This window comes from Variovorax paradoxus, assembly GCA_016806145.1.
Taxonomy (GTDB): Bacteria; Pseudomonadota; Gammaproteobacteria; order Burkholderiales; family Burkholderiaceae_C; genus Variovorax.
This window is the reverse complement of record CP063166.1, coordinates 5,715,266-5,733,781: the sequence shown is the minus strand read 5'-3', so window position 1 is coordinate 5,733,781 and position 18,516 is coordinate 5,715,266. Positions and strand designations below refer to the sequence as shown.

Genomic DNA, 18,516 nt, shown 5'->3' with positions numbered 1-18,516 from the left:
ATGGGCGCTGCGAAAGACACACGGCCGGTGCTGGTGGCCGGCGGCGTCATCGGCGGGCTGGCGGCGGCGCTCGCGCTGGTGCGCGAGGGTTATCGCGTCAAGGTGATCGAGCAGGCCGGCCGGATCGGCGAGATCGGTGCCGGCTTCCAGCTGAGCCCGAACGCCTTCGCGGCCTGCGATGCGCTCGGCGTGGGCGCGCAACTGCGCGCCAAGGCGGTCTACACCGACGAGATGGTGATGTTCGACGCGCTCGATGCGCGGCGCGTGGCCGGCATCTCGCTGGCCGACGCTTTCCGCGAGCGCTTCGGCAATCCCTATGCGGTGATCCACCGCGCCGACATCCATGGCGCGCTGCTCGACGGCGTCCAATCGGCGCGCGACGGCCGGATCGAGTTCCTGACCTCGACCAAAGGCGTGAAGATCGAACAGGACGCCGAGGGCGTGACCTTGATCGACGCGCAGGGCGGGCGCCACGAAGGCCAGGCGCTGATCGGCTGCGACGGCGTGCGCTCGGTGGTGCGACAGCAGTACGTGGGCGACGGCATCCGGGTGTCGGGCCATGTGGTGTTCCGCGCGGTGGTCGACACGGCCGAGTTCCCCGAGGCGCTGCGCTTCACCGCGCCGTGCATCTGGGTCGGCCCCAACTGCCACCTGGTGCACTACCCGCTCAAGGGCGGCGACAAGTTCAACCTGGCCGCCACCTTCCACAGCGACCGGCCCGAGGAATGGGGCTCGATGGATGGCGACCCGGCCGAGCTGCTGCGCTTCTTCGCCGGCACCTGCGAGCGGGTGCAGCAGATCCTGCGCGTGCCCCAGGCCTGGAAGCGCTACTCGACCGCCGACCGCAACCCGATCGAGCAATGGACCTTCGGCCGCGCCACCCTGCTGGGCGACGCCGCGCATCCGATGGTGCAGTACCTCGCGCAGGGCGCCTGCATGGCCTGCGAGGACGCGGTCACGCTCGGCCTCGCGCTGCGCCGCGAACAAGGCGACTGGCCGCGCGCGCTCGCGCTGTACGAGCGGTCGCGCGTGGCGCGCACCGCGCGCGTGGTGCTGTCGGCGCGCGAGATGGGGCGCATCTATCACGCCAAGGGCGTGGAGCGGCAGGTGCGCAACAGCATGTGGAAGGGCCGGCCGCAGGAGCGCTTCTACGACGCGCTCGAATGGCTCTACGGCTGGAGCGCCGAGCACTGCCTGGATCTCGACGAGGCCCTCGCGTGAGAGCCATCGCCGAATCCGCGGGCACGGGCGGTGCCGCCGAAGTGCGCGCGCCGATCGACATCCCCGCGCTGATCGACAGCCATCCGGTCAGCAGCTTCCAGCGCTGGATCCTGGTGCTGGTGGGCTGCGCGGTGGTGATGGACGGCTTCGACGTGCAGGCGATGGGCTTCGTGGCGCCCGCGATCGTGCACGAATGGGGCATCGAGAAGGCCGCGCTGGGCCCGGTGTTCGGCGCCGGCCTGCTGGGCATGCTGGTCGGCTCGCTGGTGCTGAGCATCTGCGCCGACCGCTTCGGCCGCCGGCCGGTGCTGATCGCGGCCACGGTGTTCTTCGCGCTGTGCATGCTCGCGACCACCGGGGTCCACACGCTGGGCCAGCTGCTCGCGATGCGCTTCGTCACCGGCATCGGGCTGGGCGGCATCATGGCCAATGCCAGCGCGCTGGCCAGCGAGTACAGCCCGCACCGGCGGCGCGTGACGCTGATGATGTGGGTCTCGTGCGGCTTCACCGGCGGCGCGGTGCTCGGCGGCGCGATCAGCGCGCTGCTGCTGCCGCTGGGCGGCTGGCGCGCGGTGTTCGTGTTCGGCGGCGTGGTGCCGCTGGTGATCGCTGCCCTGATGCTGCGCTACATGCCCGAGTCGATGCAGTTCCTGGTGCTGCGCGGGCGCCGGCTCGACCGGGTGCAGCAGTGGTTGCGCCACATCGCGCCCGGCGTGCCGGTGGATGCCGCCAGCCGCTACGTGGTGCACGAGGCGAAGCAGGACGGCGCGCCGGTGGCCGAGCTGTTCCGCGGCGGCCGCGCGCGCGCCACGCTGCTGTTGTGGGGCATCAACTTCCTCAACCTGCTGAACCTGTTCTTCCTCGCCAACTGGCTGCCCACGCTGGCGGTCGACGCGGGCTACAGCGCGAACGTGGCGGTGGCCGCCGGCACGCTGCTTCAGGTGGGCGGCGTGGTGGGCACGGTGGCGATGGGGCCGCTGATCGACCGCGTGGGCTTCTACCGCGTGCTGGTGCCGGTGTTCGCGCTCGCGGTGCTGACCATCGCGCTGATCGGCCAGCCCGCGCTGCCGCTCGCGGCCATGCTGGCGGCGGTGGTGGTCAGCGGCTTCTGCATCGTCGGCGCGCAGCCGGCGCTGATCGCGCTGGCCTCGAGCGTCTACCCGACCACGGTGCGCGCCACCGGCATGGGCTGGAGCCTTGGCATCGGCCGCGCGGGTTCGATCGCGGGGCCGCTGGTGGCGGGCTGGCTGATCGGGATGCACTGGTCGAACGGCGCGCTGTTCGTGGCGGCGGCGCTGCCCGCGCTGCTGTCGTGCGCGATGGTGTTCTGCATGGGGCGCACGGGATTCGGCAAAGGCAACAACGGCAACAACGGCGCGGCGACGCGCGAAGGAGAAAAGACATGACGACGGCAACGGTGGGTGCGCGCGAGGGCGGCGCGGCGGTGGTGGCGGCCCGCGTGCTGATGGCCGCGATCTTCCTGATCGCGGGCACGCGCAAGCTCATGACCTATGGCGCCACGCTCGGCTATTTCGCCAAGCTCGGCATCCCGCTGCCCGACGTAGTGCTGCCGCTGACCATCGCGCTCGAGATCGGCGGCGGCCTGCTGCTGGTCGCGGGCTGGCGCGTGAAGTGGGTGGCGGGTGCGCTCGCGCTCTTCACCATCGCCACCGCCTTCGCGGCCCATGCCTTCTGGGCGGCCGACGCGGCGCAGTTCAATGCGCAGCTCAACAACTTCCTCAAGAACGTGGCGATGGTGGGCGGCTTCCTGCTGCTGATCGTGCAGGCCCGCGCCAGCGACACTGTGCGCTGAGCGGAAAACTGCTTTCCGTTCGCGGCATGGCAGCGCGCGCGGGCGCGCGGGAGACTCGCGGCGGGCGCCTCGCGCCCTGAAAAAGAAAGCCCGACGCATGACCATTTCCTCCTTCGTCTACAACAGCGCACCCCAGCGCGTGGTCTTCGGTGCCGGCGCGCTGCGGCACCTGGCGCGCGAGATCGAGGCGCTCGGCGCGCGCCGCGCGCTGGTGCTGTCCACGCCCGAGCAGCGGCCGCAGGCCGAGCGCATCGCCGCGCTGCTCGGCGACCATGCGGCCGGCGTGTTCGACCGCGCCGTGATGCACGTGCCGATCGAGACCGCGCGCGAGGCGCGCGAGGTGGCACGGCGGCTCGATGCCGACTGCGCCGTGGCCATCGGCGGCGGCTCGACCACCGGCCTGGGCAAGGCGATCGCGCTCGATTCGGGGCTGCCGATCCTCGCCATTCCCACCACCTATGCGGGCTCCGAGATGACGCCGATCTACGGCATCACCGAGGCCGGCATGAAGAAGACCGGCAAGGACGCGCGCGTGCTGCCGCGCACCGTGATCTACGACCCCGAGCTCACGCTGAGCCTGCCGGTGGCGATGAGCGTGACCAGCGGCATCAACGCGATCGCGCATGCGGCCGAGGGCCTGTACGCGGTCGATGCCAATCCGATCATGGACCTGATGGCTGTGGAGGGCATCGCCGCGCTGGGCCGTGCGCTGCCCGTGCTGCGTACGTCGGCCCAGGACGTGGCGGCGCGCGGCGATGCGCTGTACGGCGCATGGCTGTGCGGCACCGTGCTCGGCAACGTCGGCATGGCGCTGCACCACAAGCTCTGCCACACGCTCGGCGGCAGCTTCAACCTGCCGCATGCCGAGACCCACACCATCGTGCTGCCGCATGCGCTGGCCTACAACGCCGCGGCGGCGCCGCGCGCCATGGAGCGCATCGCCGGCGCGCTCGGCGGCAACAGCGCGGCGCAGGCCGTGTACGAGCTCGCGCGCGACAACGGCGCGCCGGTGGCGCTGCGCGACATCGGCATGAAGGAAGCCGACCTCGACGTGGCCTGCGCGCATGCGCTGCAGAACCAGTATCCGAATCCGCGTCCGCTGGAGCGCGATGCGATCCGCGCGCTGCTGCAGAACGCCTGGGAAGGTGCGCGTCCCTGAGCGGCCGCCTTCTTCTTCGTCGAGCTCAAAAGAAGAAGGGCGCGAAGGGCCCGCCGTGCTGGCGGGACCTTCGCGCCCTTCGCGCGAGGTCCGGTTGCGGCGCTCAGTTCGCGGCCGCTTCGCCGCCCGCGGGCTGCGTGCTGGCCACCGAGGGCACGCCCTGCAGCTGCTTCACTTCGGCCAGGTAGGCCGGGCTGTTGCGCAGGCGCTCGTAGGCGGCCGTGCGTTGGCGGAAATCGGGGTTGGTGCTGTCGATGCCGTCGATGCGCGCGTACTGATTGAGGCCGGCGCGGGTCCACAGCGCGAGGTCGGCCTTCACTTCGGCGCGGCTCAGCGCGCCCGCGGCCACGTTCTCGCCGGCTTCGCTGCCGACCCATGCTTCCTGCGGTGCCTGGGCCACGGTCTTCGAACGGTCCAGGTCGGCGCGCACGTCGGTGCGGCTCAGCGCGCTGCCGGTGGTGGCGATCGGCGCGCCCACCCAGGCTTCGGCCGGCACGGTCTGGGCCGAGGCGGCGCCGGCTGCGAGTGCGAAAGCGGAGAGGGCGATGAGTTGCTTGGTGTTCATGATGGAAGTCCCTTCGGATGTCTGTGTGGGCGGCGGACATTCGTCGTTGCCACGGGATGCAGTGTGAAACCGCATCGTGGTTTGCGCTGTGCGTTTGCGCACCGCTTTTTTCGATCGATCGCGCGGGGGCCGTGAACCCCACGGGCAGTGGGGAGAAACGGGGACGAAGGCTCAGGCCGTTCGCACCGCGTACAGCACCGCGAGCGGCTCGGTGCGCCCGCGCACCGCGAGCATCTCGGGCTCGCCGAGCGTGTCGGCCGCGCCGGCCTGCTGCGCCGCGAACAGCGAGAGCACCAGCCGCGCCGAAGCCTTCTTCGAATGGTCCTGCAGCCGGCTCGCGGTGTTGACCACCTCGCCGATCGCGGTGAAGGTGGTGGTCTCGAGGTAGCCGACCTCGCCGACCGCGGCGCGGCCCGCGTGCAGGCCCATGCCGAAGTCCAGCCGCTGGCCGAACTGCGCCTCGAAGCCCTCGCTCCAGGCGTCCATGCGCTCGCCGATCAGCGCGGTGGCGCGCAGCGCCTGGCGGCAGGCGGTGGCGAGGTCGGTCTCGAGGCCGAAGATCGCCATCACGCTGTCGCCGATGAACTGGTTGGGCACGCCGCCGGCCTCGCGCACCGCGGCGCCGACGGTGGCGAAGTAGCGGTCGAGCACGTAGGCGAGGTCGAAGGGCCATTGGCGCTCCGACAGCCCCGACCAGCGCCGCAGGTCGACGAACAGGATCGCCACGTCGCGCTCGTGACCGAAGCTGCCCACGGGCGCGGGCCGGCCCTTGTTGGGGCGCGGCGCGAACAGCGGCGTGACCTCGATGTCGCCGCGCGGGCGCAGCTGGCAGGCAGGCCAGGCGCACGTCGGCCGGCGCGCGCACGCGTTCGAGCGTGCGCTGCTCGTCGCGGCCCGGCGGGTCGACGTGGCCGGCCGGCCCGTTCACGCGCACGCGGCAGGTCGAGCAGCGCGCGCGGCCGCCGCAGGCCGACAGGTGGGCGATGCCGTGCGAGCGGCTGGCCTCGAGCACGCTCCAGCCGCGCGGCACGTGCACCGTGCGCTCGGGATAGCGCAGCGCGATCGAGGGCCGGCCCGACCAGCGGTAGAAGGCCGTGCGGCCCCAGCGCGCGAGCAGCAGCGCGGCCAGCGCCAGCGCATAGAAGAGCTTGATGTTGCGCTCGATCGTGCCGAGCGCGCGCGACTGCTCGGCCGTGGGCACGGCCGTCGGCGGCACGCCGGTCCACTGGAACTCGCGCCCCATCGAGACGAAGCCCACGGCGGCCATCAGCGGCAGCACGACGGCGATGGCCAGCAGCAAATGCGAGAAGCGGCGGTACCAGGGCTGCACGCGCAGCGCGAAGTGCAGGCCCAGGCAGCCATGCACCCAGGCCGCGAGCATCAGCGCGAACTGCGCGCTCGCGCCCGGCAGGTCCCACAGGCCCCAGACCACGCGGGCATACGAGCCCTCGATGCCGTAGACGGTGTAGGCGCCGCGCATCGCCGTCAGGTGCGTGGCCAGCAGCAGCGGCAGCGAGAAGCCCAGCAGCACGCGCAGGCCCTCGAGTGGCGGCATGCGCAGCGTGCGCCGCTCCCACAGCGCGACCACGGCCAGCGCCAGGTGCGCCAGCGCGGCGCCATACAGCAGCAGGGTGCCGGGCAGGCTGTGCCAGAAGGCGCGTAACTGGTCGAGCACTGCCTCGGCCCGGGCGAAGGAGGCGATGCCCAGCGCATGGTTGAGCAGGTGCAGCGTGACGTAGGCCATCAGCACGATCCCGCTGGCCCAGCGCAGGTTGCGCCGCGTGGGCGTTCTCAGGGCGGATGGGGAACGTCTGTGCATGCGGCGGGTCGGAAGGGCACCCGAGCATAATGCGCGGCGCCCACCGACCCGGCATGGCCTCCACCACACCTTCCCCGTCTTCCTCCCCGGCTCCGGCCGCTCCGCGCTCCAGCCTCGCGCTGCGCCAGATCGCGCTGCTCGCGGGGCTGTCCGAGCAGCGGCTCGACCAGCTCGCGCAGCAGTGCCTGTGGCACAGCGTGGCCGCGGGCAAGCCGCTGCTGCTGCGCGCCGAGCAGCAGGGCGAGGTGTTCCTGCTGGTCTCGGGCCGCGTGCGCGTGACCACCTATTCGGCCAATGGCCGCCAGGTGACCTTCCGCGATTCCGAGGCCGGCGAGCATTTCGGTGACATCGCCGCCATCGACGGCGGGCCGCGTTCGGCCGACGTGGTCACGCTCGAGCCCTGCGTGGTCGCGAGCCTCGAGCGTGCCGCCTTCCTGGCCCTGCTGCGCGACGAGCCGCTGGTGGCCGAGCGCGTGATGCAGCGGCTGGCTGCGCTGGTGCGTCAGCTCAGCGAACGCGTGATCGACCTGAGCACCCTGGGCGTGCAGAACCGGCTGCATGCCGAACTGCTGCGGCTGGCACGCGGCGCCGGCTTCGACGGCAACCAGGCGCGGCTCGAACCCGCGCCGCGCCATGCGGCCCTGGCCAGCCAGATCAGCACCAACCGCGAGCAGGTCACGCGCGAGCTCAATGCGCTGGTGCGCAGCGGCGTGCTGCGCAAGGACGGCCGCGCGCTGGTGCTGGAAGATGCCGGCCGACTGGAGCGGATGGTCGCCCAGGTGCGCGGCGACGCGTCCTGAGCCTGCGCGCGATCAGTTCCAGCGGCCGGTCGTGCCGCCTACGCTGAAGCGGCCCGCGCCCAGCAGCACCACGGCGAGCGCGCCGAACAGGTACAGGCCCTGCAGTTCGAGCGCCCAGCCGCCCTGCTTGGTCAGCGCGAAGAAGTCGCCCATGTGCACCAGGCCGAAGGCGAACAGCATGTTGACCACGATCACGGCGGCCGCGGCGCGGGTCCAGAAACCGGCGATCAGCAGCAGCGGCGCGACGATCTCGCCGACGTAGACCAGGTAGGCCAGGCCACCGGGCAGGCCGGCCTTGGCCAGCATGCCGCCGATGAAGCCGACGCCGGCCGAGAGCTTGAAGATGCCGTGCAGCAGCACGAGCACGCCGATGGCGACGCGCAGCAGCAGCTTGCCGGCATCGTCGCCGCTGGCGAGGTTGGGGGTGGCGAACGACGAAGCGATCGGCGCATGCGTGGTGGCGGCCTGGGTGTTCATGGCGGTTCCTCGAGCGGTCAGGATGGAATAAGACAGTGCCCGCCCGCAGGATGCGGGCAGGTCCGTTTCCAGTGTGCGCAGGAGGCGGCGGGCCGGTCGGTGCGTTTACGCACCTTTTTTCGCGAAAGCCGGGCGGGGGCGGGTTCGGGGGATCAGCGGCCCAGGAAATGCCCGGTCCACTTGCGCTCGTAGTCCATCTTGTGGAAGTGCGCCGCCATGAAGTCGATGAAGCTGCGCACCTTGGCCGACAGGTGCTTGCGGCTCGGGTAGGCGAGGTTGATGCGCAGGTGCGGCAGGTCCCAGTCGTCGAGCGTGGGCACCAGCCGGCCGGCGACGATGTCGTCGTAGACGATGTAGGTGGGCTGCACCAGGATCCCCATGCCGTCGAGCGCCGCGGCGCGCAGCACCTGGCCGTCGTTCGACTCGAGCAGCCCCTGTATGGCCACCGTGCGGACCTCGCCGTCGCGGCCGGTGAAGCGCAGCTCGTTGGGGTTGTTGGCGTAGGTGTAGATCAAGAGCTTGTGCTGCTGCAGCTCTTCGAGCGTCTTCGGGAAGCCGTGCTGCGCGAAGTAGCGCGGCGAGGCCGCGAGGATGCGCCGCGTCTCGCCGAGGCGGCGGATCGTCACGTTGGAATCGGGCTCGTACTCGCGCGTACGGATCGCCACGTCGATGTTGTTGTCGATCAGGTCGAAGTAGCGGTTGGCCGCCTCCACGTGCACTTTCACGCCGGGGTAGCGCTGGGTGTACTCGCGCAGCAGCGGCGCGATGTGGTGGATCGAGAACGACAGCGAGGCCGTGATGCGCAGCGTGCCCGTGGGCTGCAACGCGGTGGCGTTGACGGCCGTCTCGGCATCGTCGAGGTCCGACAGGATGGTGCGCGCGCGGCCGCAGAACTCGCGGCCGGTGTCGGTCAGGTAGAGCCGGCGCGTGTTGCGCTCGACCAGCCGGGCGCCCAGCCGCGCCTCGAGCGCGCTCAGGTGGCGGCTCGCGGCCGCGTTCGACAGCCCCAGCGCCTCGGCGGCGCGGCTCAGGCTGCCGGCGTCGGCAATCTGCACGAGCAGGGCGATTTCGGTCCAGCGGTCCATGGGGCGTGTCTCCGGCGAGCGTCTTTTTCGGGCTGGGCGATTTTGTCCCAGGGGGTGGGTCGACCGTTCCGCTGGGCGGAAAAATCATTTGCGCCGAGATGCTTTGCGCCCACCGGTCCGACGCCTAGAGTCGGGCGAACCCCTCGAACGAATGGAGACAGCCGCCATGCGCAATCTCAACCAGGACAACATCACCCAGGCCGTGCTCGCGCGCTTCGCCGACACACCGAACCCGCGGCTGCACGAGATCGTGACCAGCCTGGTGCAGCACCTGCACGCCTTCGCGCGCGAGGTGAAGCTGACCGAGGAAGAGTGGAAGCAGGGCATCGACTACCTGACGGCCACGGGCCAGATGTGCGACGACACGCGCCAGGAATTCATCCTGCTGTCGGACGTGCTGGGGCTGTCGATGCTCACGATCGCGATGAACAACGACAAGCCCGCGGGCTGCACCGAAGCGACGGTGTTCGGCCCCTTCTACGTCGAGGGCGCCCCCGAGTACGCGCACGGCGACGACGTGGCCAACGGCGCGGCCGGCGAGCCCTGCGACGTCAGCGTGACGGTGCGCGGCCTCGACGGCGCGCCGGTGGCCGGTGCCGTGGTCGACGTGTGGCAGGCCGACGCGGGCGGGCACTACGACGTGCAGCATCCCGAGCTCGGCCATGCCGAGAACCGCGGCCGCCTGCACACCGGGCCCGACGGCGCGCTGCATTTCCGCAGCGTGCTGGCCGAGGCCTACCCGATCCCGACCGACGGCCCGGTGGGCCAGTTGCTGGACGCCACGAAGCGCCATCCGTGGCGGCCCGCGCACCTGCACTTCATGATCCAGGCGCCGGGCTACGAGCGGCTCATCACCCACGTGTTCCGCGAGGGCGACCAGTGGCTCGATTCCGACGCGGTGTTCGCGGTGCGCGAATCGCTGGTGGCGCCGTGGATGCGGCAGGCCGACGGCCGCTGGCGGCTCGATTTCGACTTCGTGCTGAACCCGCTGGCGGCAGCGCCGGCGCGATCCGAACCGCGGGCCGCGGCGCAGCCGGCCTGAACGCACCCGAACCAGGAGACAGAGGCATGAACGACACGCTGCAGCAGGAGCTGCTGATCCGCCGCATGATCGAACGCTGGGCCGTCTGGCGCGATGCCGGCGACTGGGAGCGCTTCGCCACCGTGTGGCATCCCGAGGGCGTGATGATGGCGACCTGGTTCCAGGGGCCGTTCGCCGAGTTCATCCGCGTCACGCAGGAGGGCTGGGCGAAGGGCGTGAGCATCCTGCACTTCCTCGGCGGCTCGGCGATCGAGCTGGCGGGCGAGCGCGCCATCGTGCAGACCAAGATGACGATCTCGCAGCGCGGCCCGGTCGAGGGCGTGCCCTGCGACGTGGTGTGCACCGGCCGCTTCTACGACTTCGTGGTGCTGCACGAGGGGCAGTGGAAGCTGCTGCACCGCCAGCCGATCTACGAGAAGGACCGCATCGACCCGATCGACCCGGCCGCCACCGTGACGCTCGATGCCGCGAAGCTGGCCGAGCTGCCCGAGGGCTACCGCCACCTGGCCTACATCCAGCAGCGCATCGGCTACACGGTGAAGCTCGACATGCCGATGCTCAAGGGGCCGGCGGTCGAGGCGCTGTACCAGCGCGGCGCGCGCTGGCTCGCGGGCGGCGCGCTCGAGCGCTGAGCCGGATCGAATCGGGGCCGCAGCGGCCCGCGCGCCTTCCTGCTACGCTCGCCGGGGCCCGTCGCGACGACGGGCTTTTTTTCGCGCGCCGTCCCTGCCCATGGTCTTCCCCCTCATCACCGACCCGCACTTCTACGCGGTCGCCATTCCCGCCGTGCTGCTGCTCGGCATCAGCAAGAGCGGCTTCGGCGCGGGCTTCGGCTCGCTCGCGGTGCCGCTGATGGCGCTGGCGGTCACGGTGCCGCAGGCCGCGGCGATCCTGATGCCGCTGCTGCTGTTGATGGACCTGCTGGGGCTCGCGGCCTTCCGGCGCGACTTCGACCGCTCGCTGCTGAAGTTCCTGATCCCCTTCGGCCTGCTGGGCACGGTGATCGGCACGCTGCTGTTCCGTGCGCTGTCGGCGCACACGGTGGCGGGCATCGTGGGCGTGTTCACGCTGCTGTTCCTGGCGCAGCGCGTGCTGTTCCCGCCCAAGCCAAACGATCCGCTGCCCTCGCGCGGCATCGGCGCCGCGCTGACCACGGTGTCGGGCTTCACGAGCTTCATCGCGCATGCGGGCGGGCCGCCGATCAATGCCTACGTGATCCCGCTGCGGCTGTCGCCGGTGGTGTTCACCGCCACCATGGCCTACTTCTTCTTCGTGGTGAACCTCAGCAAGTGGATCCCCTATGCGTGGCTGGGCCTGATCGACCTGCGCACGCTGGCCACCTCGCTGGCGCTGATGCCCTTCGCGCCGCTGGGCGTGTGGGTCGGCATCCGCATCGCGCGGCGCATCGACGCCACCTGGTTCTACCGCTTCGTCTACCTGGGCATGCTGCTGACAGGGCTCAAGCTCGTCTACGACGGCTTCGTGGCGGCCTGAGTCCCGCCGCCGCGGCGCTCAGAATTCGACGATCGACTTGAAGCCCCCGAAGATCATGCGCTTGGCATCGAAGGGCATGGTCTTCGGGTCCATCGCCGCGATGCGCGGGTCGGCCATCACCTTGGCGTTGACCGTGTCGCGGTGCTTGCGCGACTTGTAGACGATCCACGAGAACGCGACCACCTCGTCGGCCTTGAGCTTCACGCTCTGCGGGAACGAGGTCAGCTTGCCGGGCTTGACGTCGTCCGAGACGCACTCCACGTATTCGAGCGCGCCGTACTCCATCCAGACCTTGCCGGCCTTGCGCGCCACCTTGCGGTAGGCCTCCACGTTCTTGGCGGGAATCGGCACGATGAAACCGTCGACATAGCGAGCCATGGGAACACTCCTTGAAAAGAAAGGAAAGAGAAACAGAAACGGCGGCCGGCCCAGCAGCAGCCCGTCAGGACGTTGCCGCGCCATTCGTCGCGCTCCCGGGGCCCGCCGCTTCCTCGTTGTTCTGCATCTGCCCCGGCATGGCGGAGCGAAGCAGCAGGGCGCCCAACAAACCCGCCACCGCCGCGAACACGGCGCCGACGAGAAATGCCATCTGGTAGCCGCCGGTGAGCGCGAGCGGCGTGCTCGCGCCGGCCGCGAGCATCGAGCCGGTCTGCGCGGCCGCGATGCTCGCGAGCACCGCCAGGCCCAGCGCGCCGCCCATCATGAAGGCGGTGTTGACCACGCCCGAGGCCAGGCCCGATTCGTTCGGACTCACCTCGCTCATCGCGGCCAGCAGCAGCGGATTGAAGGCCATGCCGGCGCCCAGGCCCAGCAGCAGCATGCCGGGCAGCACGTCGATCGCGAAGCGGCCGTCGACCGGCGCGCGCGCGAACAGCGCCAGCCCGATGGCCGCGAGCCACAGGCCCGCCGCGAGCGGACGGCGGATGCCGAAGCGCATCACGATCCGGGCCGACAGCCCGAGCGAGAACACGGCCATGATGACGTTGGCCGGCAGGAAGGCCAGGCCGATCTGCATCGGCGTGTAGGCGAGCACCAGCTGCATGTAGAGCGCCGAGATGAAGAACCAGGCGAACATCGCCGCGGCCCACAGCACGCCCACCACGTTCGAGACCGAGACGCTGCGCAGCCGGAACAGGCCCAGCGGCATCAGCGGATGCTTCACCCTGGCCTCGATGGCGATGAAGATCGCGAGCAGCGCGACCGCGGTGCCGAGCAGGCCCAGCGTCTGCGCCGAGCGCCAGCCGGCCTCGTTGCCGTTGACCACGCCGTAGACCGCGAGCATCAGCGAGAGCGTGACCGTGACCGCGCCGGCCACGTCGAGCTTCTCGCCATGGGCCTGGCCGCGCGCGCTCGGCAAGAGCGCGATGCACAGCGCGTACACGGCCACGCCGATCGGCAGGTTGACCAGGAAGATCCAGTGCCAGCTCAGCGAGCTGGTGAGCAGGCCGCCGAGCAGCACGCCGATGCTGCCGCCGCCGGCGCAGACGAAGCCGTAGACGCCCATCGCCTTGGCGCGGTCGGCCGGCTCGGTGAAGAGGTTCATGATCAGCGACAGCGAGACGGCCGACACGATCGCGCCGCCCAGGCCCTGCACCGCGCGCGCGGCGATCAGCAGGCCCTGCGTGGTCGAGATGCCGCAGGCCAGCGAGGCCAGCGTGAACAGCACCAGCCCGGCGAGGAAGACGCGGCGGTGGCCGTAGAGGTCGCCGAGCCGCCCGCCCAGCAGCAGGAAGCCGCCGAAGGTCAGCATGTAGGCGTTGACGACCCACACCAGCGAGGTCTCGGTGAAGCCGAGGTCGGTGCGGATCGAGGGCAGCGCGACGTTCACGATGGTGGTGTCGAGCACGATCATCAGCACGCCCAGGCACAGCACCATGAGGGCGAGCCAGCGCTTGCGGTTGTCGAGGGATTCGGTCATGGAAAGGATTCCTCAGGGGCCGGGCGGCAGGCCGCCCGGCGGATGGTTGTGGCGTTCTTCGTCAGACCAGGGAGGCGCCGCCGTTGATCAGCCAGGGCGTGCCGTAGCGGTCGGTCACCATGCCGAAGCCCTCGACCCAGAAGGTCTTCTCGAACGGCATGCCGACCTGGCCGCCGTCGGCGAAGGCGTCGAACACGCGTTTCGCCTCGGCGACCGTCGGGTAGTTGAGCGCGACGCCGAAGCCCTTCATGCCTTCGTACGGCATGCCCGGCATGCTGTCGGAGGCCATGAGCATGCTGTCGCCGACCACGAGGCTGGCGTGCATCAGTCGGCTGGCGGCCTCGGGCGGCATGTTGGCGGCTTCGGGGCTTTCGCCCACGGTCATGAGCATTTCCATTTTTCCGCCGAGCGTCTTCTCGTAGAAGCGCATGGCCTCGGCCGCGTTGCCGTCGAAGGTGAGATAGGCATTGAGGAGCGACATGGGAGTTCCTTGTGATCGAGTGGTTGGGGGCGCGGGATGAGGAAAGGGCGGCGCGTGGCGGCTGGCCTCAGCCGCCGACCACCACCATCCAGCCCACGCCGAAACGGTCGCCGACCATGCCGAAGCCCGGCGAGAAGAAGGTGGCGATCAGCGGCTGCATCACCTGGCCGCCGTCGGCCAGCGCGTCGAACCACTTGCGCGCGTCGGCCTCGGTGGGCGCGGTGATCGCCAGCATGATTCCCTTGAACTCGGCCTGGCCCGAGCAGCGTCCGTCGGAGGCCATGAGCTCGGTCTCGCCGATGCGCAGCACCGCATGCATGACCTTGTCGGGACCGGGCATGGCGCCGGCGCAGCCGTCCGCGTCGGGCGGCATGTCGGCGGGGGCGTCGCTGTAGCGCATGAGCTGCACGACCTCGGCGCCGAGGGCCTTCCCATAGAACGCGATGGCCTCGTCGCAGCGGCCTTCGAACGAGAGATAGGACTGGACTTTCATGGCAATTCCTCTTCGCAAAAGCGGTTATTCCGGGGGCGCCGCTGGGCATGAAAGCCCGAGGCGAATACGATGGCACTACTTTGTGTACACCGTCCACAAAGAATAGCAAAGATAATGGACAGTGTCCACATCGAAAAATCGTAGTCCGAGAAAGAAGGAAATGGTCCGCAACGCCGCCATCGCCGCCGAATCCGCGCCGCCCTCGCGCTCCACCTACCGCCACGGCGACCTGCGCCGGGCCTTGCTGGACGCGGGCATCGAGCTGGCGCGCGACGGCGGCCCCGACGCCGTGGTGCTGCGCGAGGCCACGCGCCGCGTGGGCGTGGTGCCCAACGCGGCCTACCGCCACTTCGCGAGCCGGCACGAGCTGCTGCTGGCGGTGCGCGGCGCCGCACTGTCGGCCGCGGCGCGCTCAATGGAGCAGGAGCTCGGCGCGATCTCGCACGACCAGCCGCCGGCCGACTACGCGCGCGCCTGGGTGCGGGCGATCGGCGCGGGCTACCTGCGTTTCGCGCAGGCCCAGCCGGGGCTGTTCCGTACCGCCTTCGTGATCTCTTCCGACGAGGCGCGCGGAGCCATCGGCCCCTCGAGCGCGGGCGCGAGCGGCATGGACCCGTTCCAGCTGCTGGGCTCGGGCCTCGACCGGCTGGTGGAGGCCGGCGCGCTCGATCCGGCGCGGCGCCCGAATGCCGAGTACCTGGCGTGGTCGGCGGTGCACGGGCTCGCGCTGCTGATCATCGAAGGTCCGCTCAAGGACGCCGACCCGTCGGTGCTGGAGCCGCTGACCCTGCGGCTGCTGGAGATGGTGGAGCTGGGCCTGCAGTAGGCGCGGCGCTCACGCGACCGCAGCCTAGAGATAGACCTTCTGCAGCAGCTTGATCAGCGTCTCGCGCTCGCGCGCGCTGAGCCGCGCGCTGGCATCGAGCTCGAGCTGGATCACGGCCTGCTCCGCTTCGCGCACCAGTTCCTCGCCGGCCGGCGTGAGATGCAGGCCGACCGCGCGGCCGTCGTGCGGATGCGGCTTGCGCTCGATCAGCGCGCGCGCGTCGAGCTCGGCCACCAGGCTCACGAGGTTGGGCGGCAGGATGTCGAGCGTGCTGCAGATCTGGCGCGAGGTGGCGCCCGGGTTGTGCGCCAGCAGCGACAGCACCGAGAAGTCGATCTGCTTGAGCTTGAAGGCCGCCATGCGCCTGGCGAACAGCGCGCTCACCACCAGCCAGGCGCGGCGCGCGTTGTAGCCGACCAGGGTCTCGAGCACGTGGGCGTCGAGGCGGTCCGTCCTGCCGAGCGGCGCGGCGGCCGTGTCGCTCTTGGGGATGGCGGATTTCGGAGAGCTGGGCATGGCGCTAGCGTAACCGCGAGCGGGCGCCCGCGGCGCTAGCCCGATGGCGACCTGGCGACAGCCGCATGGGTCAGCGCCACCGGCTCGCAGGAGCGCTTGACCATCGCCAGCCGCATCTCGAACTCGGGCAGCACCCAGCGCCGGAAGGCCGCGGCCACGCGCGCACGGCCGGCATCCAGCGGCGCCGCGGCCTCGATGCGCGCCCAGGCCCAGGCCAGCAGCACGAGCATCGTGGCGCGCAGGTAGTCGTCGGCCACCTCGTGCGGCAGCACCGGATCGGCCTGCGCGGCCATCGCCACCGTGGTGCCGAGGTAGCGCAGCTGGGCCAGCCGGCGCTGCACGTCGGCCTCGGCCTCGCGCGAGGCATCGAGCGTGTCGCGCAGCTCGAGCAGCACGGCCGACATCGCGGCGCCGTGGTCGGGCAGCACCTTGCGCACCAGCAGGTCGATGGCCTGGATCTCGTTGGTGCCCTCGTAGATCATGGTCACGCGCGCATCGCGCACGGTCTGCTCGATGCCCCACTCGCGCACGTAGCCGTGGCCGCCGAACACCTGCAGGCAGTCGCTCGCGCCGTGGAAGGCCTGCTGCGTGCAGGCGGCCTTGAGCACCGGCGTGACGATCGCGCACCAGCGCTGCGCGCGCTCGCGCGCCTTGGGATCGGCGTCGTGTTCCGCGATGTCGAGCATCAGCGCGCTGCGGTAGGCGATGGCGCGCGCGCCGTCGATCCAGGCACGCTGGGTGTCGAGGATGCGGCGCAGCGCGGGATGCTCGGCGATCAGGTCGGCGCTCTCGCCGCCGCGGCTCGCCGGCACCGGGCCGGGCGCGCGCATCTGGCGGCGCTCGCCCGCGTAGGCCTCGGCCTTCTGCCAGGCGGCATCGAGCAGGCCGATGCCCTGCAGCGCGACGTGCAGCCGCGCCGAATTCATCATCACGAACATCGCGGCCAGGCCGCGACCGGCCTCGCCGACCAGCCAGCCGGTGGCGTCCTCGAAGCGCATCGCGCAGGTGGGACTGCCGTGCAGGCCCATCTTCTCCTCGATGCGCTCGCAGTGCACCGCGTTGCGCTCGCCCCCGGGCAGCCACTTGGGCACCAGCGCCAGCGACAGCCCCCTGGGGCCGGCCGGCGCATCGGGCAGCCGGCACAGCACGAGGTGCACGATATTCGGCGTGAGGTCGTGCTCGCCGCCCGAGATGAAGATCTTGCCGCCGCTCACGCGCAGGCTGCCGTCGGACCGGGGCTCGGCGCGCGTGCGCACCTGGCCCAGGTCGCTGCCCGCGTGGGCCTCGGTCAGGCACATGGTGGCGAGCCATTCGCCGCTCGCGATCTTCGGCAGGTAGCGCGCCTTGAGCTCCTCGCTGCCGTGGTGCCGCAGGCAGGCGTAGGCACCGTGCAGCAGGCCCGGCGCCATGGTCAGGCCGTGGTTCGCGGCCGCGAGCCATTCGTAGAGCACCGCCTCGAGCACGGCCGGCAGGCCCTGGCCGCCATCCTCGGGCGCGGCCGAGAGCGCGGGCCAGCCGCCATCGACGAAGGCCCGGTAGGCCTCGCGAAAGCCCGGCGGCGTGCGCACCTCGCCCGAGGCGAAACGGCAACCCTGCGCGTCGCCGACGCGGTTCAGCGGCGCGACCGCGCTGCCGACGAAGCGGGCCGCTTGCTCGAGCACCTGCGCATGCAGCGCATCGTCGACCTCGGCGAAGGGCGCGAGCGCGCGCAGCCGCGCGGGCGCGTCAAGCACCGCCTCGAGCAGGAAGCGAACGTCCTCGGGGCGCGGCCGGTAATCCATCGGCTCAGGACTCGGCCGTGAAGCCGATCTTCTTGACCAGCGGGCCCCAGCGCTCGTACTCGGACTGCAGCGACCGGCGCATCTCCTCGGGCGTGGAGCCCTGCGCGAGCAGGCCCACCGACAGCAGGCCGTCGGCCACGGCCTTGTCCTTGAGCGCGGCCTGGATCGCGCCGCTCGCGGCGGCGATCACCGGCGCGGGGGTCTTGGCGGGCGCGAAGAAGCCGAACCACTCGTCGGCCACCAGCTCGGGGAAGCCCTGCTCGGCGAAGGTCGGCACCTCGGGCAGGTAGGTGGCGCGCTGGGCGCCCGAGGTGGCGAGCACGCGCAGCTTGCTGGCCTTGACGAAGGGCAGGTAGTCGCCGCTGGGCGTGAGGCTCGAGGCGATCTGGCCGCCCACCACGTCGTTGACCGCCGGCAGCGAGCCGCGGTAGGGCACGTGGCGCAGGTCGGCGCCGCTGTTGAGGCCCAGCAGCGCGCCCAGGAAGTGCGGCGTGGAGCCCGCGCCCGGCGAGCCGTAGCTGGCCTGGCCCGGGTTGGCCTTGGCCCAGGCCACGTAGTCCTTCAGCGTCTTCACGCTGGCCGGCACCATCGGGCCGACCGCCAGGCCGTGCGTCATCACCGCGCCGATCGAGACCGGCGCGAAGTCGGCCAGGCCGTAGCTCAGCTTGCTGTAGATGTAGGGATAGGTCGACAGCGCCGAGGCCTGCGAGAGCGCGAGCACCGAGCCGTCGGCCGGCGCGCTCTTGAGCGAATCGAGCGCGATGCGCCCGCCCGCGCCGGGCTTGTTCTCGACCACGGGATTGAGCTTGGTGAAGTCGGTGCCGCCGAGCTTGTCGGCCACGCGGCGCGCCACGCTGTCGCCCGCGCTGCCGGCCGGGAAGCCGTAGTAGATCTTCACCTGCTGGGCGACGATCTCGGCCAGCGCGGCCAGGGGATGCTGCAGGGCGCCGAGCGCGGCTGCGCCGCCGAGCGCCGTCACGAACTGACGTCGGTTGGTCATGGTCTTGTCTCCGGTTGGTGGTGCTG

At 71.1% G+C, this 18,516-nt stretch carries 19 protein-coding genes and 1 pseudogene; 9 read left to right on the top strand and 11 right to left on the bottom strand.

Features of this window, described 5'->3' with window-relative positions; all coding sequences use genetic code 11:
* From INQ48_26870 to INQ48_26855, 4 genes are all read left to right on the top strand, one after another.
* A complete protein-coding gene (locus INQ48_26870) occupies nucleotides 1-1,221 on the top strand; it encodes a 3-hydroxybenzoate 6-monooxygenase (GenBank protein QRF56903.1) in 1,221 nt (406 codons plus the stop codon).
* Nucleotides 1,164-2,627, top strand: a complete 1,464-nt coding sequence (locus INQ48_26865) for an MFS transporter (GenBank protein ID QRF56902.1) — start codon at nucleotides 1,164-1,166, stop codon at nucleotides 2,625-2,627. The genes INQ48_26870 and INQ48_26865 overlap by 58 nt, the downstream gene beginning before the upstream one ends.
* Nucleotides 2,624-3,034 carry a DoxX family protein gene (locus INQ48_26860; protein ID QRF56901.1) on the top strand — a complete coding sequence of 137 codons (411 nt, stop codon included), beginning with the start codon at nucleotides 2,624-2,626 and terminating at the stop codon, nucleotides 3,032-3,034. The genes INQ48_26865 and INQ48_26860 overlap by 4 nt, the downstream gene beginning before the upstream one ends.
* Nucleotides 3,035-3,131: 97 nt before the next feature.
* Nucleotides 3,132-4,193, top strand: coding sequence for a maleylacetate reductase (locus INQ48_26855; GenBank protein ID QRF56900.1), 1,062 nt, complete (start codon nucleotides 3,132-3,134; stop codon nucleotides 4,191-4,193).
* A 103-nt stretch (nucleotides 4,194-4,296) separates the two neighbouring features.
* Here INQ48_26855 and INQ48_26850 read toward each other — a convergent pair whose 3' ends face one another.
* Together INQ48_26850 and INQ48_26845 are read right to left on the bottom strand one after the other, a co-directional pair.
* A complete protein-coding gene (locus tag INQ48_26850) occupies nucleotides 4,297-4,758 on the bottom strand; it encodes a hypothetical protein (GenBank protein QRF56899.1) in 462 nt (153 codons plus the stop codon).
* A 171-nt stretch (nucleotides 4,759-4,929) separates the two neighbouring features.
* Nucleotides 4,930-6,577, bottom strand: a pseudogene (locus INQ48_26845) (adenylate/guanylate cyclase domain-containing protein).
* A gap of 53 nt (nucleotides 6,578-6,630) precedes the next feature.
* Between INQ48_26845 and INQ48_26840 the strand changes: the two are divergent.
* Nucleotides 6,631-7,377 (top strand): Crp/Fnr family transcriptional regulator, encoded by a 747-nt coding sequence (locus INQ48_26840; protein ID QRF56898.1) that lies wholly within the window; start codon nucleotides 6,631-6,633, stop codon nucleotides 7,375-7,377.
* 12 nt (nucleotides 7,378-7,389) lie between these two features.
* Here the strand turns inward: INQ48_26840 and INQ48_26835 are convergent, their stop codons facing one another.
* Complete coding sequence (locus tag INQ48_26835) at nucleotides 7,390-7,854, bottom strand: DoxX family protein (GenBank protein QRF56897.1); 465 nt, start codon at nucleotides 7,852-7,854, stop codon at nucleotides 7,390-7,392.
* A 152-nt stretch (nucleotides 7,855-8,006) separates the two neighbouring features.
* Nucleotides 8,007-8,939, bottom strand: a complete 933-nt coding sequence (locus INQ48_26830) for a LysR family transcriptional regulator (GenBank protein QRF56896.1) — start codon at nucleotides 8,937-8,939, stop codon at nucleotides 8,007-8,009.
* A gap of 166 nt (nucleotides 8,940-9,105) precedes the next feature.
* On the opposite strand from INQ48_26830, the gene INQ48_26825 reads away from it, so the two are divergent.
* The 3 genes from INQ48_26825 (at nucleotide 9,106) to INQ48_26815 (ending at nucleotide 11,475) form a co-directional block, all read left to right on the top strand.
* Nucleotides 9,106-9,981, top strand: a complete 876-nt coding sequence (locus INQ48_26825; protein QRF56895.1) for an intradiol ring-cleavage dioxygenase — start codon at nucleotides 9,106-9,108, stop codon at nucleotides 9,979-9,981.
* A gap of 26 nt (nucleotides 9,982-10,007) precedes the next feature.
* Nucleotides 10,008-10,613: a nuclear transport factor 2 family protein gene (locus INQ48_26820; protein ID QRF56894.1), complete on the top strand. Its 606-nt coding sequence runs from the start codon at nucleotides 10,008-10,010 to the stop codon at nucleotides 10,611-10,613.
* A gap of 100 nt (nucleotides 10,614-10,713) precedes the next feature.
* The gene (locus INQ48_26815; GenBank protein QRF56893.1) at nucleotides 10,714-11,475 is read left to right on the top strand and encodes a sulfite exporter TauE/SafE family protein; all 762 of its coding nucleotides are present in this window, start codon (nucleotides 10,714-10,716) and stop codon (nucleotides 11,473-11,475) included.
* 18 nt (nucleotides 11,476-11,493) lie between these two features.
* On the opposite strand, the gene INQ48_26810 is transcribed toward INQ48_26815, so the two are convergent.
* From INQ48_26810 to INQ48_26795, 4 genes are all read right to left on the bottom strand, one after another.
* Entirely contained in the window at nucleotides 11,494-11,853 is a 360-nt protein-coding gene (locus tag INQ48_26810; protein QRF56892.1) for a DUF1428 domain-containing protein, read from the bottom strand.
* A 64-nt stretch (nucleotides 11,854-11,917) separates the two neighbouring features.
* Nucleotides 11,918-13,393, bottom strand: coding sequence for a DHA2 family efflux MFS transporter permease subunit (locus INQ48_26805; protein QRF56891.1), 1,476 nt, complete (start codon nucleotides 13,391-13,393; stop codon nucleotides 11,918-11,920).
* Between the two features lie 61 nt (nucleotides 13,394-13,454).
* The gene (locus tag INQ48_26800; protein ID QRF56890.1) at nucleotides 13,455-13,874 is read right to left on the bottom strand and encodes a VOC family protein; all 420 of its coding nucleotides are present in this window, start codon (nucleotides 13,872-13,874) and stop codon (nucleotides 13,455-13,457) included.
* Nucleotides 13,875-13,941: 67 nt separating this feature from the next.
* On the bottom strand, nucleotides 13,942-14,367 hold the full coding sequence (locus tag INQ48_26795) for a VOC family protein (protein ID QRF56889.1): 426 nt from the start codon (nucleotides 14,365-14,367) through the stop codon (nucleotides 13,942-13,944).
* Nucleotides 14,368-14,527: 160 nt separating this feature from the next.
* Between INQ48_26795 and INQ48_26790 the strand changes: the two genes are divergently transcribed.
* Entirely contained in the window at nucleotides 14,528-15,193 is a 666-nt protein-coding gene (locus INQ48_26790; GenBank protein QRF56888.1) for a TetR/AcrR family transcriptional regulator, read from the top strand.
* A gap of 24 nt (nucleotides 15,194-15,217) precedes the next feature.
* Here INQ48_26790 and INQ48_26785 read toward each other — a convergent pair whose 3' ends face one another.
* Genes INQ48_26785 through INQ48_26775 form a run of 3 tightly spaced genes read right to left on the bottom strand, consistent with a single transcriptional unit; the run spans nucleotide 15,218 to nucleotide 18,490 of the window.
* Nucleotides 15,218-15,709, bottom strand: coding sequence for a MarR family transcriptional regulator (locus INQ48_26785; GenBank protein ID QRF56887.1), 492 nt, complete (start codon nucleotides 15,707-15,709; stop codon nucleotides 15,218-15,220).
* Nucleotides 15,710-15,744: 35 nt separating this feature from the next.
* Nucleotides 15,745-17,490, bottom strand: a complete 1,746-nt coding sequence (locus INQ48_26780; GenBank protein QRF56886.1) for an acyl-CoA dehydrogenase family protein — start codon at nucleotides 17,488-17,490, stop codon at nucleotides 15,745-15,747.
* Between the two features lie 4 nt (nucleotides 17,491-17,494).
* On the bottom strand, nucleotides 17,495-18,490 hold the full coding sequence (locus INQ48_26775; protein ID QRF56885.1) for a Bug family tripartite tricarboxylate transporter substrate binding protein: 996 nt from the start codon (nucleotides 18,488-18,490) through the stop codon (nucleotides 17,495-17,497).
* Between the last annotated feature and the right edge of the window lie 26 nt (nucleotides 18,491-18,516).

Coding starts and splice junctions, on each gene's coding strand:
- INQ48_26870 (QRF56903.1), top strand. CDS start 1: ATGGGCGCTGCGAAAGACACACGGCCGGTGCTGGTGGCCGGCGGCGTC.
- INQ48_26865 (QRF56902.1), top strand. CDS start 1,164: ATGGCTCTACGGCTGGAGCGCCGAGCACTGCCTGGATCTCGACGAGGC.
- INQ48_26860 (QRF56901.1), top strand. CDS start 2,624: ATGACGACGGCAACGGTGGGTGCGCGCGAGGGCGGCGCGGCGGTGGTG.
- INQ48_26855 (QRF56900.1), top strand. CDS start 3,132: ATGACCATTTCCTCCTTCGTCTACAACAGCGCACCCCAGCGCGTGGTC.
- INQ48_26850 (QRF56899.1), bottom strand. CDS start 4,758: ATGAACACCAAGCAACTCATCGCCCTCTCCGCTTTCGCACTCGCAGCC.
- INQ48_26840 (QRF56898.1), top strand. CDS start 6,631: ATGGCCTCCACCACACCTTCCCCGTCTTCCTCCCCGGCTCCGGCCGCT.
- INQ48_26835 (QRF56897.1), bottom strand. CDS start 7,854: ATGAACACCCAGGCCGCCACCACGCATGCGCCGATCGCTTCGTCGTTC.
- INQ48_26830 (QRF56896.1), bottom strand. CDS start 8,939: ATGGACCGCTGGACCGAAATCGCCCTGCTCGTGCAGATTGCCGACGCC.
- INQ48_26825 (QRF56895.1), top strand. CDS start 9,106: ATGCGCAATCTCAACCAGGACAACATCACCCAGGCCGTGCTCGCGCGC.
- INQ48_26820 (QRF56894.1), top strand. CDS start 10,008: ATGAACGACACGCTGCAGCAGGAGCTGCTGATCCGCCGCATGATCGAA.
- INQ48_26815 (QRF56893.1), top strand. CDS start 10,714: ATGGTCTTCCCCCTCATCACCGACCCGCACTTCTACGCGGTCGCCATT.
- INQ48_26810 (QRF56892.1), bottom strand. CDS start 11,853: ATGGCTCGCTATGTCGACGGTTTCATCGTGCCGATTCCCGCCAAGAAC.
- INQ48_26805 (QRF56891.1), bottom strand. CDS start 13,393: ATGACCGAATCCCTCGACAACCGCAAGCGCTGGCTCGCCCTCATGGTG.
- INQ48_26800 (QRF56890.1), bottom strand. CDS start 13,874: ATGTCGCTCCTCAATGCCTATCTCACCTTCGACGGCAACGCGGCCGAG.
- INQ48_26795 (QRF56889.1), bottom strand. CDS start 14,367: ATGAAAGTCCAGTCCTATCTCTCGTTCGAAGGCCGCTGCGACGAGGCC.
- INQ48_26790 (QRF56888.1), top strand. CDS start 14,528: ATGGTCCGCAACGCCGCCATCGCCGCCGAATCCGCGCCGCCCTCGCGC.
- INQ48_26785 (QRF56887.1), bottom strand. CDS start 15,709: ATGCCCAGCTCTCCGAAATCCGCCATCCCCAAGAGCGACACGGCCGCC.
- INQ48_26780 (QRF56886.1), bottom strand. CDS start 17,490: ATGGATTACCGGCCGCGCCCCGAGGACGTTCGCTTCCTGCTCGAGGCG.
- INQ48_26775 (QRF56885.1), bottom strand. CDS start 18,490: ATGACCAACCGACGTCAGTTCGTGACGGCGCTCGGCGGCGCAGCCGCG.